Origin of the sequence: Rhizobium sp. Leaf384 (assembly GCF_001424065.1) — a bacterium.
Lineage (GTDB): Bacteria > Pseudomonadota > Alphaproteobacteria > Rhizobiales > Rhizobiaceae > Ferranicluibacter.
The window spans coordinates 594566-608669 of sequence record NZ_LMQE01000001.1; the positions used below are offsets into that span (position 1 = coordinate 594566).

4 protein-coding genes and 8 pseudogenes are annotated in these 14104 nt (G+C 56.8%); 6 read left to right on the forward strand and 6 right to left on the reverse strand.

Going from position 1 to position 14104, the window contains the following annotated elements; genetic code table 11:
* Positions 1-305: 305 nt before the first annotated feature.
* Together ASG25_RS23330 and ASG25_RS22045 are read left to right on the forward strand one after the other, a co-directional pair.
* Positions 306-1223, forward strand: a pseudogene (locus ASG25_RS23330) (IS3 family transposase); the annotation flags it as partial.
* Positions 1224-1232: 9 nt separating this feature from the next.
* Positions 1233-1415, forward strand: a pseudogene (locus ASG25_RS22045) (integrase core domain-containing protein); the annotation flags it as partial.
* Between the two features lie 18 nt (positions 1416-1433).
* Here ASG25_RS22045 and ASG25_RS02875 read toward each other — a convergent pair.
* Positions 1434-2267: pseudogene (locus ASG25_RS02875) on the reverse strand (IS5 family transposase).
* 41 nt (positions 2268-2308) lie between these two features.
* Here ASG25_RS02875 and ASG25_RS23335 point away from each other — a divergent pair.
* Positions 2309-2455 (forward strand): annotated as a pseudogene (locus ASG25_RS23335) (IS481 family transposase); the annotation flags it as partial.
* Between the two features lie 41 nt (positions 2456-2496).
* On the opposite strand, the gene ASG25_RS02880 reads toward ASG25_RS23335, so the two are convergent.
* Positions 2497-3168: an SGNH/GDSL hydrolase family protein gene (locus ASG25_RS02880; protein ID WP_244479297.1), complete on the reverse strand. Its 672-nt coding sequence runs from the start codon at positions 3166-3168 to the stop codon at positions 2497-2499.
* Between the two features lie 565 nt (positions 3169-3733).
* Here ASG25_RS02880 and ASG25_RS02885 point away from each other — a divergent pair.
* Positions 3734-5989 (forward strand): Wzz/FepE/Etk N-terminal domain-containing protein, encoded by a 2256-nt coding sequence (locus ASG25_RS02885; RefSeq protein WP_062468991.1) that lies wholly within the window; start codon positions 3734-3736, stop codon positions 5987-5989.
* 384 nt (positions 5990-6373) lie between these two features.
* Here the strand turns inward: ASG25_RS02885 and ASG25_RS22970 are convergent.
* The 4 pseudogenes from ASG25_RS22970 to ASG25_RS22060 form a co-directional block, all read right to left on the reverse strand.
* A pseudogene (locus tag ASG25_RS22970) lies at positions 6374-6586 on the reverse strand (IS630 family transposase); the annotation flags it as partial.
* A gap of 82 nt (positions 6587-6668) precedes the next feature.
* Positions 6669-7912 (reverse strand): annotated as a pseudogene (locus ASG25_RS02890) (IS256 family transposase); the annotation flags it as partial.
* 71 nt (positions 7913-7983) lie between these two features.
* Positions 7984-8814, reverse strand: a pseudogene (locus ASG25_RS02900) (IS256 family transposase).
* 108 nt (positions 8815-8922) lie between these two features.
* Positions 8923-9291, reverse strand: a pseudogene (locus tag ASG25_RS22060) (helix-turn-helix domain-containing protein); the annotation flags it as partial.
* A gap of 363 nt (positions 9292-9654) precedes the next feature.
* On the opposite strand from ASG25_RS22060, the gene ASG25_RS02905 reads away from it, so the two are divergent.
* A complete protein-coding gene (locus tag ASG25_RS02905; RefSeq protein ID WP_156379643.1) occupies positions 9655-10407 on the forward strand; it encodes a hypothetical protein in 753 nt (250 codons plus the stop codon).
* Between the two features lie 333 nt (positions 10408-10740).
* On the forward strand, positions 10741-14040 hold the full coding sequence (locus ASG25_RS02910) for a VCBS domain-containing protein (RefSeq protein WP_082479861.1): 3300 nt from the start codon (positions 10741-10743) through the stop codon (positions 14038-14040).
* Positions 14041-14104: the final 64 nt, after the last annotated feature.

A 14104-nucleotide genomic window follows, 5' to 3' on the forward strand; every position in this document is an offset into this window, starting at 1 on the left:
GTCAATCTCTGCGAGAGCCCAAAGAGCGTTTCACCTTCTGACGGAAACATATCGTGTCCTCTTGAGATGGCTTGCGCATTCGTCCGGCTGGATTGTTTCGATAAGCCTGATCTGCCTCGATTTTGCCGGACATCATTTGGTTTAAATTACGCGGCTATGGCCGGTGAGTCGGTAATCCCCCGGCATGTAGCGAGCTGCAAAGGTAGAATTCCCTCGGACCTTACGATCGAGGAGATTGATGAAGATTGAATAGCCTCGAGATTTGTAGACGCTTTCTTTCCTAATTTTGAAGCAAGAAGATCACCATGAGCAAATCGAATTTCAGCGAAGAGTTTAAGCGCGACGCGGTGCGCCAGATCAGGAAACGGGGCTATCCTGTTGCGAAGGTTTCGCAGCGGCTGAGCATTAGCCCTAGCACTCGCGTTATGAGTGGAAGAAGTTCTCCTTGCGTTTGGGAACTAGGGTAACGACCAGTCCGACGAGATCAGGCAGCTTGAAAAAGAACTGGCGAGGGTCACGGAGGAGCGCGACATATTAAAGAAAGAGATCGCGTATTTTGCCAGGGATGCAAAGTGAAGTACGCGTTCGTTGCCCAGCATCAACAGCGGCTCTCGGTGCGAATGATGTGCCGCCTATTGGGCGTCCATCGCAGCGGGTTTTATGCCTGACTGCGGATGCCCTTGAGCATGCCTGCCTTTGAGGAAAAGCGGCAGATCAATCTGCTCCAAACAGCTTGGGAAGAGAGCGACAAGGTCTACGGGTATCCTTTCGCCGACAGGCGATTGCTACGCAATCGCTGATAGGCGCAAGCTTCATGACGACCTGCTCGATCACGGCGAGACATGCTGCCCCAACCGGGTTGCACGTCTGACGCGGATTGCTGGGATAAAGGCTTAGATCGACTACAAGCGCCGTCCCGGCGTTTATGGCGGCAGGCCTTCCATTGTCATCGACAACACTCCGGACCGTCAATTCGACGTTGCTGCTAATGGCTGTCTGGAGGCGAAGGCCAAAGGAAAAGCTTCTAGTGCTTCGGATCAGGGATTGCAATTCACCGGTATGGACTGGGCAGCGTTCCTGAAGCGCCGCAATCTGGTTCATTCGATGAGCCGACGGGGCAACTGCAATGACAATGCCGTCGCTGAAAGCTTCTTCAATCTGTTGAGCGGACGCGGATACGCCGGAAGGTCTATCGCGCAAGAGACGAAGCCGGGCATGACGTGTAGCAGAATATCGAACACCGGCTGACAAAGGTGAAGCACCCATGGACCAATGGACAGGTCGAGCGAATGAACCGAACAATCAAGGAAGCAACCGTCAAGCGTTTCTACTGCGACGATCACGATCAACTCAAAACGCATCTCGCCGACCTCATTTATACCTATAACTACGGGCGAGGGCTCAGGACACTAAGAGACTGACTCGAAAAGGTTTCAACAATATCCGTACCTTGCCAAGCGTCGTGTCAGGACCCGGATGTGGGCGATAGTGATCCAGGCCTCGGCTGATGCGATGGACTTTTCCCAATCCTTCGCCAATCATCGGCATCTGCCAAGCCACGCGAAGGTGCGCTCCACGACCCAGCGACGCGGCAGAACCTCGAAGCCCTTGGCCTTGTCGGTACGCTTGACTATCTGGAGAGTGAACGCAGCGATCTTTTGCAGTGCGCCTTTCAGCTTCGGTCCGGCATAACCACCATCGGCGAAGATATGTCTCAGCCACGGCCAGCGCTTGAGAATGGTTTTGAGGACGGCAGGCGCGCCGTCGCGATCCTGAATATCGGCGCTGTGGACCATGAGGCCGACCATCAGTCCGAGCGTGTCGACGACGATATGACGCTTGCGTCCCTTGATCTTCTTGCCCGCGTCATAGCCCGAAATTCCGCCGCTTTCCGTGGTTTTAACGCTTTGACTGTCGATCACGCCCGCAGACGGCGAGGCTTCTCGGCCTTCCAGTTCACGCGCCTCCATCACAAGATGATGGTTGATCCGACCCCATAACCCTGTCGCTCGCCATTCGTAGAAATAGGACTGCACAGTTGTAAAAGGCGGAAAATCTCTGAGCATCATCCGCCACTGGCACCCTGTCGCGGCGATGTAAAGCAACGCATTCACGACCTCGCGAAGATCGGTGCTGCGCGGCCTGCCCAGCGGCCTGGGTCCAGGCAGGCAATGGGAGATCAATCCCCATTCCCGGTCCGTCAGATCGCTTGCATACCGCATTGCGCGTCGGGCATATTGCCGACGGGCGAAATCAGTCCAGCCCATTGTGGTCTCCGTTCGTCCTAAGCAAACAAACAGAATCACAACTGGCTGATTTCACTCAACTCTTTTTCGGTCAGGCTCTAAAAGGCCTCACGCCCTACGAATTGATCTTTAAACGATGGATTTTGGACCCGGATCGTTTCATCTTTGATCCGATCCATCAAATGCAAGAACCAAACGGAAGCGATTGATACCCAGGTTGCTCAATCAACCCTGGGTCTGGACAACTAGACTAAGGATGTGAGGGGTTGCAGGTCTGGAAAAATGCGGTAAGACGGGGCGCCATCAGTTGTGACGCAAACCCTGGGTCCGGGTGTGCCCCATCTAGTATCACCTCCTGCAGCCTCTGAGACGGCACCGTTTTCCAGTCGGTACGAAAATCAATGTGCTCAACGCTCCTTTTCCTGGCCTCTTCGAAATGCGCATCAATGAAGTCGTCGACGAAGGGGCGGATATAGGATTTCAGCCCCAGCTGCGGGCTCATGGCCATCACCGCTAGTCTGGCGGACGGCAAACGCGCCCGCAGGTCCGTCAGGATGGACGCTATGTTGACACGGCTTTGGCGCACCGAGATGAAGCGGTTCAATGCCGCGTCATTGGCATACAGTTCGATGAGAACAACGTCCGGCCGCGCCGCCGCGATTGTATCGATCTGTGTGAGGCCCCAGCGCGTTGTTTCGCCGCTGCGCGCGATTTTAGTGACCACCACTGGCCGGCCGTCGCATGTCGCCAGTGCGCGCCCCAGGTCGTCAGGCCAGGCCGCTCTCGCGGTCAATGAGGTTCCGAACGCCACGATCGTGTAAGGCTTGAGTGTATTGGTCATGTCCACCGAACTCACTGTGCTCACACCGATCAGCATGGACGCCGCGACGGCGAGCGAACACGACAGCAACTGGAAACTCAATCGTCCGCGTCCGGCGCCTTTCCCGTTCAACACACGTGCATTGCTCCACCTGCTGTCTGTACGCACCCACATCCTTCACGGCGGACAGCAACACCCTAATCGCACGCCTGCGTGACCGCCATCGTAACGCCATACCTGTTTGACACGGTACGTTAACGGTCTCAACGTTTCCTACCGGCCTACGTATTTCGAAATATCGCGAAAATGTCAAAGCCCGACGCAAAATTCGATGTTGCCGTAGGCAGAAGGAGGGTAACATTGGGGCAATCTCCGCGCATGAAATGCACGTTCGGATAATTTGCGTTGCGCTGCAGCATATCTTGGACGACGATGGCGTCGCAGTACTTGTGCACTCTGCGAGCATTGCTTAATGTCGGAATGGGTGCAGATTTTGGTCGAGCCTGGATCGAGTTGGAACGTTGCAACGCCGATTGGCCGCGATAGCTGTTGTCGATAGTATAACCATGTAATTAGACTCGCGAAATAAGGTCATGCACATCTGCGATAAAGAGATTCGACCCACAGTCAGAATGATCCGTGACACCCGCGGTACAGAGGTAATGGAATGACGGATGCCAAGCTTGGCTACAATATGATGTCCTTTGACAGCGCGCCGACGATCGTCAATGAACTTCGCGAGTTCATGTCGATCCTTCGACGCCGCGGCAGGCTTATCCTGTTGATGGCTCCTTTGGGTCTCGTGGTTGGCTACGCTGCAAGTTATCTCATCACCCCGGTCTATACTGCCACAGCCCAATTGTCGCTGGACCCACGCCGCATCGCAATCGCGCAGCCGGTTAACGCCCAGACCCAAAGACGCGATGAACCACTGATCGATTCCGGACGCGCCGACACGGAGGTCCAAACGATCCGCTCGGAAAGCGTCATCCGATCTGTCGTTACCTCTCTCGACCTGCAGAACGAGCCGGAATTCACAAAGGCCTCGACCGGAGTTGTGGCGAAACTAAAGATCCTTGCAGGTCTCCAGGAAACTGCTCCTCCGCTCGGCGAAGAGGACCGCATTCTGGTTGCCTCGGCGGCAGTCGCCAAGAAGTTGACGGTTGAGCGCGTTGACAAGAGTTATGCCTATTCGATCACGTTTAAATCCGAGAACCCCGACCTCGCGGCTCGCATCGCCAATGGATTTGCCGAAACCTACATCAAGAAACAGCTTGATGCCGATTACGACGCGACCGGTCAGGCTGTGGCATGGTTGAAGGAGAAGTCGGAAAGCCTGTCCGTCGATCTCGACAATGCCGAGCGGGCTGCCAGCGCCTATCAGAAAGAGGCGCGTATCGCCACTTCGGATGGCAAGCTGGTCGACGAACAGCAGCTTGAAAAACTCGGCGAGCAGCTTTCGGATGCAACCGCCCAGCGCGTGGAGGCTCAGGCCCGTTACGAGGGGTCGCTGCAATTCTCGCCCAGCTCGGTCGGCGAACTTGCCACGACGGACTCGTTCCAGAACTCGGTGATTTCTAAGCTGCGCACGGAATATGTGGAGATCAAGAACAGGGCGGCGGCGCTTGCCAGCCGGTATGGCGAGAACCACATTGCGGTTCAGAAGCTCAACTCCGACGCCGAGGCTATCGAAAATTCGATCCGCGCCGAGCTGTTGAGATACCAAACCAGCTACAAAAACGACTTCGATGTGGCGCAGGCGCGCGAAAAGTCGATCCGCGACGCCCTCAACGCCCAGATGGACAAAGCAGCGGATACCAGTAGCACGCGCGTGCGACTGAAATCGCTCGAAGCCAATGCTGCCGGTCTGCGTGCGGCCTATGAGGGCTTCATGCAGCGCTATACAGAATCCATGCAACGCCAGAGCTTTCCTGTCAGTGAAGCACGGGTCATCAGCGAAGCCATGGCCTCTACATCGCCATCCAACCCGAAACGCAGCCTTTTCGGCCTAGGCGGTCTGGCGCTGGGTTTGATCGGCGGGATTGCTGGCGCATACACGCTGGAAGTGGCCTTCCGCCGCATTCGCACCCGCAACGAGGCCGAAACTGCGACAGGCGTGGAGTGCTTCGGCTACTTTCCAAAGGTGGACAAGCTGGTGGCGCAGGGCCACGATCGCCAATCCAAGCCGGGCTTGCCAATCGATTATGTCCGCACCGAACCGTTTTCGGTGGCAACGGAGACGCTGCGCACCGTCAGAACAACATTCGAAATGAAGAACAAGCGAGAAGCCTGTCCTGTCCTGGCACTCACATCCTGCTTCCCCAACGAGGGTAAGACTAGCCTTTGCGGTAATCTCGGTTTTCTTTTCGCATCGAAGAATAAACGCATTCTCTTGGTCGATGGCGATGTTCGCAACCCCAGCCTGTCGAACAAGCTGCAGCTGACCGACGCTGACGTCCGACCCGAGGAACGCGTGATGTTGGCAAACGGTGTCAGCGTCGTGCGCCGCGCGGGGCTGGGTTTCGATTTTCTCTCGATGGTGGAGACGGGACGCATCAACATGCAGAAGAGCGACCGGTCGAACAACGAGAAGAACCGAAGGGTCGTCGCCAGCCTCGAACCGGATTTTTTCGGGGAACTGATCGAAACTGCCAAGGAACATTACGATTGCATCCTGATCGATTTGCCGCCAATCGTTCCGCTGTCCGACGTGCGTGCCGTGTCCGAGTGGATAACATCCTTCGTGCTGGTTCTGTCATGGGGTCAGAGCGAGATGCGTGCGGTTAATGACGCGCTGGAAACCGCGCCGGCAATGGCCGATAAACTCATCGGTTCGATCTTGAATTTTGCAGATCTCAAGGTTCTTCCGCGGTATGGCGAACATTTTGCTGCCTATTACAACTCGGATTACTTTAATCGCTAGGTCAGCTCGAATCTGAGATTGCCGAAGCTGTCTGCTCGGCATGTGGAAAGCGGATTTTCATAACGCTCTCGTGATTTTGACGGTTGGGCCTTTCAAGCCCAACTTTCGATCTGGATGACGACGACAGATCAGCCCGCTACGCCGGTGCATGATCGATGACATGACGATCCGCCGTCTTTCGCCAGCGACGAAACGGTCGTTGCGTGCGGTCACGACGTTCCATCAAGGCCACAGATCGCCAGACCGCCTCTTAGGAGACCCTACAGCTTGGCTTGGAGTCGTAGGTCCCCCACCTATGACTTTGCCTGCAGCTCCAGCGCATCGTTGAACGGCAATGCGGTCACACGAAGCGTTTGGCCATCGTGTCTTCGCTAGTGCACTGACTCATACAGACACTACACGTAGTTCGTTGAGCTTCACGAAAATGTCCTCGGCGGATTTTGTCCAGACGAAGGGTTTGGGATCGGCATTCTGGCACTTGATGTAATCGCGGATTGTCTTCTGCAGATCAGGCACGGATTTGAACACGCCCCTTCGCAGTGTTCTTCTGGTGAGAGCTGAAAAGAAGTTCTCGACCGCATTGAGCCACGATGCGGATCCTGTCCCACGAAGTGGTGTAGCTCCGGCGTTCGCCGTGCCTTCCGGACAGAGCCAAGAATAGATCAGCTTGCGGCTGGCAGCTGATGAGCGGATCATCGCTCATCGTGGCGATGGCCTCAAGTGTCATGTAGCGGGATCGTTGGACCGCCCATTCGTCGTTTTGTTCAAGGAGCAAGGCACCGACCAGTCTGACGACGGCGTCATCGTTGGGAAGATGCCGACGACCTCCGTTCGCCGCTTGATCTCTCCGTTGAGGCGCTCGATCGGGTTTGTGGAATGTAGCTTGGCCCAGTGCGGCTTGGGAAAGGTCATGTAGGCAAGCACGTCCTGCTTGGCGCTGTCCATGAGCATGGCAAGTCTCGGCACCTTAGGCCTGATCTGATCGGCGACATTGCGTCATTGACTGCTTGCCGCCTCCGGTGTGTCCTGAGCAAAAGCCGTGGCGATAAAGGCGGAGACAACGCGGCGGCCGCTCTTTCCAGCATGGGCTAAGGCATTGCGCTCTGCGAGTGAACACAGCACCTCTGCCAGGTGGCGGAGAGCACCTTCGACACTGCTGCCTTGATGCCCTCATGCGCGTCGGAAACAGCCAGCTTGACGCCGCGCAGGCCTCTTCATGTCAGTTTGCGCAGGAATTCAGTCCAGATCGGCTCGGCCTCGGATGTGCCAATCTCCTTGCCCAACACCTCCCGGCGTCCGTCGGTGTTGACGCCGACGGCGATGATGACGGCGACGGAGACGATGCGTCCACCGCGCAGGACCTTGAGGTAGGTGGCATCGATCCACAGGTAGGGCCATTCACCCTCTATGGACCTATCGAGGGAGGCCTTCACCTTGTCGTCGATCTCCCACTGCCCGACAGGCAATGCCTGCATTGCCGATAGGGTCGCAAAGCCTCGAGACCTGGCTCTTGGAGATGCCGCTCATGTCAAGGCGAATGCAAAGCTTTCGTCCGGCCCATGGCCTTGGCCAGGTTATCGACGGAGCGGGTCGAAACACCCTGGATATAGGCTTCCTGGATCACGGCCGGCAGAGCCTTCTCCGCCATGTGGCGCGGCTCAATAAAGCTCGGGAAATAGCTGCCGGTGCGCAGCTTCGGGATGCGCAGTTCGACGGTGCCCGCCCGCGTCTCCCAGTCCCGGTTGCGATAGCCGTTACGCTGGGCCAATCGGAAGCCATTCTTCTCGCCGTAGCCCGCGCCGGTCTTCGTCCCGACCTCCAGAGCCATCAGCTTCTCGGAAGCAAAGCCGATCATATCCGCAGTAAATCGGCGTCAGTGCTCTTCTCAACGAGTGAATGCAGGTTCATCATGTCGTCGGTCATCGTGGTCTTCCCTCAGGTTGAGCTTTAACAACCCGACCCTACCGGAAAACACCGATGGCTATGAAACCCAGCTACACCACGAACTGGTACACGATCTTCTCGGATCTGTTCAAGACGAGGTAGAGCAGTTTGGTCGCCGCGTCGTCGCTCGGGAAATGACCTCTTGCCCGCACAGCGCGACGCAGCTTGGAACTCAAGGCTTCGATGGCGTTCGTCGTGTAGATGATCCGGCGCACGTCCTTGGGAAAGGCAAAAAAAGGGGATGACCTCCTGCCAGGCGCGCCGCCAAATCTGGGCGACGGCTGGGAATTCCGGCCCCAGAAGCCCCCCTCGAACGTCGTCATGGCTGTCTCCGCCGCCTTATCGTCAATGGCGCCGTAAATTGATTTCAGCTTTCGGGCCAGGTCCTTGCGGTCTTTCCACGCGGCAAAATCCAGCGAATTTCGCAGCAGGTGAACAATGCACGTCTGCACCGTCGTTTCTGCGAAGACGGCATTGATGGCCTCTGGAAAGCCCTTCAAACCGTCAGCGACAGCGATCAGAATGTCGTCGACACCGCGGTTCTTCAGCTCGTTCATCAACCGCAACCAGAACTTGGCACCCTCGTTGGTTTCGATCCAGAGACCGAGAATCTTCTTCGTACCATCCCCGCGCACGCCAAGCGCAATATGCACCGCCTTGTTGCGAACATGGCCTTCATCCCTGATCTTGAAGCGCAACGCATCAAAGAACACCAGCGGATAGACCGGCTCCAGGGGCCGAGCCTACCACATCGCAACTTCGTCCAGCACGGCATCGGTGACAGCCGAGATCAGGTCGGGCGACACATCGATGCCTTAAAGCTCTTGGATATACCTGACGATCTCGCGCGTGCTCATACCACGCGCATACATCGACACGATCTTCTCGTCGAAGCCCGGAAAGCGCCGCTGGTATTGGCCAGCAACTGAGGATCGAAACTCGACTGCCGGTCGCGCGGGATGGAAAGCTCAAGCGAGCCGCTATCCGTTAGATATACCAATGATGCCGGCGACAGCACGCCCGGTCCATTGTGTGATCGAACCGGGTGGCTCCGAACAGGTCAGCGCTAGCACGCGCACTGTGACGCTTGAGCCAAGTGGAGCCTTGCCAGGCGGCCGCGTCTTGTCGCGGAGCAGGCCTTCCGGCCCCTCTTCGCCAAACCGCTGCTGCCAGCGCCAGACGCAGGGGCTGCTGACGCCGACGCGCCGGGCAACATTCTGCACGGTCAGACATTCCGCCGAAAACAGAATGGTCCTGGCCCGCTGCACGTGTTTGAGCGGACGATTGCGATCAGACACGATCGCTTCAAGCTGAAGGCGATCGGCAGGGTTCAGGAGAATGCAAACGGTCTGAGACATAAACCCAGATTCGCACATTTGAACGTAAATGTGAATCTTATGTCTGTGTCAGTACACTAGGTCTGACACGCAGGCATAGCCGTCGGGCAATCTCAGTTGGTATTGATTCAGCCAGAGCGGCTTCTCGTATTGCCCCTGAAGACAGATTCAGCGTTATTCTTCTCACTGAAACAAGGAGATATGCCTAAAGCGCGCTACCGTCGCGAGATGGCAAAATATGGGTCAACCGAAACTAGGGAATGAGACAATCGGGAAGTTAACCTAGATTGTCTGTTCTTTATTAGAGATCATAAAAAACTTGCGAATTAAGGTTTTGGTAATTACAAAAGCGCAATTGGGCAAAATTCCTTAGGAGTATTGAAGATGCGTACCGCTGCTATGATTTCCTCCAGGAGATGCGTGTTCTTGATCGCGTTCTTGCTGCCCACGGGTGCATACTCGGCCACATGTCTTTCACCTTTCGGCATGGCGTCGGGTGCTGAAAAAGATAGCTTCAAGTCAGATCCGCAGTCTATTCTTGCCAGCAACCCGTCGGGCGGCGGAGTGCTTGCGAGGTCTACTCGGGAATTACTCCTTGGCGAAACGCAATTGTACGATCCGATTTTGTCGATTGTGACGAATGCGAATGCCCAACAGCAATCTGCGATAGGCGTAGGCTTCGGGCAGGCGGTTTTGGCCTGCTCTCGCGTCAACCCGACCGCTGCCCAGGAAATCAGCGTGGCCGTCATCGCCCGCGCGCCGCAGGATATGGTCAACGCGTTCAGCGCAACTGTGAAAGATGTTGAAACTCTTGCAGTCGGCGGCAGTCCATCTGCGGCTGCAGCGCCCGGCTTGAACGGCGCAGCTGTTATAGGCACCAACGGTGGTCCCGGCGGGCTCGACGAGAGCGTCGCGCAGACTGCAGTGGCTTTCAGCAACCCGCACAGGACCGCACAATTCTCCCCCTCGAGCAACTTTTCGACGGGTGATGGCTCTTCAGGCGGCGGCTCCACCCCGCCGGTCGCTACAGTTCCGGGTCCGACAGTGGGTGAAGGTCCGCTAGCGATGATGGCAAGTATCGTTGCTATGATGTTTTTTTATCATCGCCGAAACAAGCGCCACGCTTCACAGGCTTGAGGTCCGCCTCGGCCAAACCCAACGGGCATTTACCCTGAATGACCTGATGGCACGCACCTGTCAGATCCTCGTAGATTGCTACTCTGTACTGAATGGCCTGGAAAGCGTCCTCAACACGCCTTCCGGGCCATTTTTTGCGGATGTGCACCATTCAGGGACGGGCTTTAACGTTCCATACAAGTACTTCTCACCAATTCACCGAACGCTTATGAAAAACGCGAACGTCTAAATCTTTAGCTTTCTCGCGGACCAAATTTTAGAAAGACCCCCTTAGTTTCTGCTCATGAGCCGGCCAAGAGTAAATTTTCCGCGCTAGGTATACAGGAGCAAATAATGACAATATCAGCCGATATTTACCAGATCGCCGAACGTACTGGTTTGAAGGCAACGACCGATCATGAAGTTGGCGCGCAAACCCCGGTAGCGACATTGCGCAGTTTCACCGAACTTTCATTCGCAAAGGACGGCGTATACTACAACAAGTCACTCAACATGCTTGTTATTAGCAAGGATGGGACGGCGCTTGACGGTTTCAACTTTAGCGGCGTAAGCATCAACGTTCAGGCCAACAACGTTGTGATCAAGAACAGCTATTTCGATGCCTCTGTCGGAATGTACGCGATCAATGCCTTTGCCGGAACCAAGAACCTGACTGTAGAGAATTCGACATTCGACGGCCTCAAGCTGGACCGTTCATCCTATAACGTCTTCATCTCGTCCAAAGGCGAAAACACCGTCATTAAGGACAGCGAATTTCTGAATGCACCGAACGACGGGATCACGCTACAGAGCGGCCAGATTTCCGGCAACGTCATCTCTGGCGGTGGTTATGCCACCGGTGCGCATTCCGATGCGATCTGGATCGGCGCCACCAACGGCGCGGTCGTGATCTCGGATAACGTCATCGACTGGCGAAGCAGCGCAGACGCACCTGTTGCCACCAACAACGCCGTCCGCGTGACGTCCGAAATGGGCAACATCGACAATGTGTTGATCAAGGGGAACATCATCCTCGGCGGAAGCGCCAGTGTTCTGGTGACGGATGGTGCGACCCTCACACATACGGCATCGCAGGTCGGTACCGTCACGAATGTCGTGGTCACGAACAACGTCGTCGATCAAGCGCAGTATTTCGATCTTTACCCGACAGGCCGTCCTGCTGATCTTGTCTACAGGGACAACCTTCATGCCTCGGGCACCCCTGTCTCGGCAGGGATCGCGTCCGTCGGTATCGTCCCCGACCGCAGCACCCTTAATGTCGTCCAGGCCACCAGTTCTGCAGCTGTCGTCAAGGGCGGCGCGGGTCACGACTTCGTCATTGGGGGCGATGGCAACAACTCGCTCTTTGGCGGCGACGGTAACGACGTGATCTTCGGTGGTGCTGGCCGGGACTACCTGACCGGCGGCAATGGCACAAACATCTTCTACTACACCTCCCTGAGAAACTCCGGCCTCGACTACATTCAGGATTTCAAGCAGGGCGTCGACAAAATCGCTCTGGCGGACCTCGACGGTGCTCCGACCTCCGCCGATGGCTGGCAATGGCTCGGTGGGGAGACGTTTACCGGCCATGCCTGGCAGCTTCGTGTCATCCGGACCGCGACCGTCACCACTGTCCAGGTCGACTCGGACGGCGACCTAACCGCTGATTTCCAGACCACTCTCAAGGGCAACGTTGCCGTTGGTCTCGGTGATTTCATTCTGGCATCCAAAGCAACCTCCAGCGTTGTTGATGTGCCGATCACCAAGCCGGTCGGCACTTCGGCGCTCATCGTGGTGCCGAACAATCTCCCGACGATCACCGGCGAGGCGACCGGCACGATCATTGCAGGGTCGTCCACGGCAGCGACGGGACAGCTGCTGTTTAGCGACGCGGATGCCTCCAACGTCCTGACTGTCTCGATCAAGTCCTACGCGACGCAATATCTCGATGTTGCCGGAGCGGCACACGCCGCTTGGCTCGACAGCACCGATATCGCCGCCCTCAAAGCCGGCTTCTCGTTGTCACTTGGCGGCGCAAGCGGTAGCGCGCAGTGGACCTATGACACGACCAAGACGGACCTGTCCTTCGTCGGGGCCGGCGAAACAGCACAGATCACCACGACGGTCGAGGTCAACGATGGCGCCGGCGGCGTAAAGCTCCAGGACGTCGTCGTCACGGTAACCGGCGTCAATGATGCCCCCGTCATTCTCGGCAGCACCACACTCTCGGTCAAGGAGACCGAAGGCCTCTCCTACAGTGCCTCGACCATGTCCCGTGAGGGCCTGATCAGCTTCGCCGACGTGGATCTGGGCGATGTGCATTCGGTCTCCGTCGCAGCGGTCACCGGCGCGCGCGGCTATCGTGGCAACCTGTCTGCGACCATCGCCGAAGACAGCACCGGCACCGGCACCGGCGCCATCAAATGGACCTTCACCGCTCAGGAGAAAACGCTCGACTATCTGGCCGCCGGGGAAACCTTGGTTCAGAACTACTGGGTTGATTTGAAGGACAACAACGGCATCAACACCCGCGCCAATGTCGCCGTCACAATCGTCGGAACCAACGACAACGCGATCATCAGCGGCACCAGCGTCGCTAATCTCTGGGAAAGCAAAGCCAGCACGTTGAGCGCAAAAAACACGCTGACATTCTTCGACGCCGATGTCACCGACAAGCTAACCAGCAGCGTCAGCAAGCAGACCCTCAACCTCGTCACCGCAGCTGGCGTCGACATGACGTACGATCTGACGGCAACGGAAATCTCCCAGCTCAAGAGCGCATTTCACATGGCGACCGGTGAGCTCAACTCGAACAAGGGCAGCGGTGTCTGGTCCTACTTCATCGATGACAGCTCTCTCGACTTTCTCGGCCAAAACGACACTCTGACCGTCGTTAATACAGTCAAGCTCGACGATGGCCACGGCGGCGCGACCACGCAGGATGTTGTAATCAAGTTACGTGGCGTCAACGATGCGCCTGTTTTCCAAACGCATAAGGCCGGCGACAGCGCTACCACGGCTAACGTCAAAGAAGCGGCACAGACGTCCGGAAGTTCCAACGTGCTTGAATCGCACGGTAAGCTCGCCTTCTCCGACATCGACATTTCCGACAGCCACACGGTCCGTGTCACGGCAAAAAGCTCCGGTTATGTTGGAAAACTGACTGCATCGGTCGACAACGACACGACCGGCGGCCATCAGGGCGACGTCGTCTGGTTGTTCCAGGTCGATGACGGCGCACTGGACAAGCTCGGCGCTGGCCAGACCGCCAAGCAGACCTACACGATCTCACTCTCGGACGGAAAATCGGGGACCACAACACAGGAGGTCACCGTCAACCTCAGCGGATCGAGCGATACCTTCCTGTTCCAGAATACGGCAACGAAAACGCTCACGACTTTTGCGAGCGGTGACCTCATCGGCCTGAACTCCAACGCCTTCGGCGGCGGTCTCCACCAAGGTGACCTGCTCGACTCCTACTTCAGCACGGGCAAGGCGCCCACCGAGGCGGGCCACGGCCAGCTCTATCAGGATGCCAGCCATAAGACGCTGTATTGGGATCAGGATGGTAGTGGCAGCGCTTCGGCAATCGTTGTCGCCAAATTCGCCTCGGCAGTCCATCTGCAAGCTTCGGACTTCTTTGTCATCTAATAAACAACCGCAGACCACGGTCTGCGCTCGCCTGGCACGATATGCCGCCGGCGCCCGCTTTGTT

What these genes read in the sequence shown, in the direction of transcription:
- ASG25_RS02885 (WP_062468991.1), top strand. Translation starts at nt 3,734, where the DNA reads ATGACGGATGCCAAGCTTGGCTACAATATGATGTCCTTTGACAGCGCG.
- ASG25_RS02905 (WP_156379643.1), top strand. Translation starts at nt 9,655, where the DNA reads ATGCGTACCGCTGCTATGATTTCCTCCAGGAGATGCGTGTTCTTGATC.
- ASG25_RS02910 (WP_082479861.1), top strand. Translation starts at nt 10,741, where the DNA reads ATGACAATATCAGCCGATATTTACCAGATCGCCGAACGTACTGGTTTG.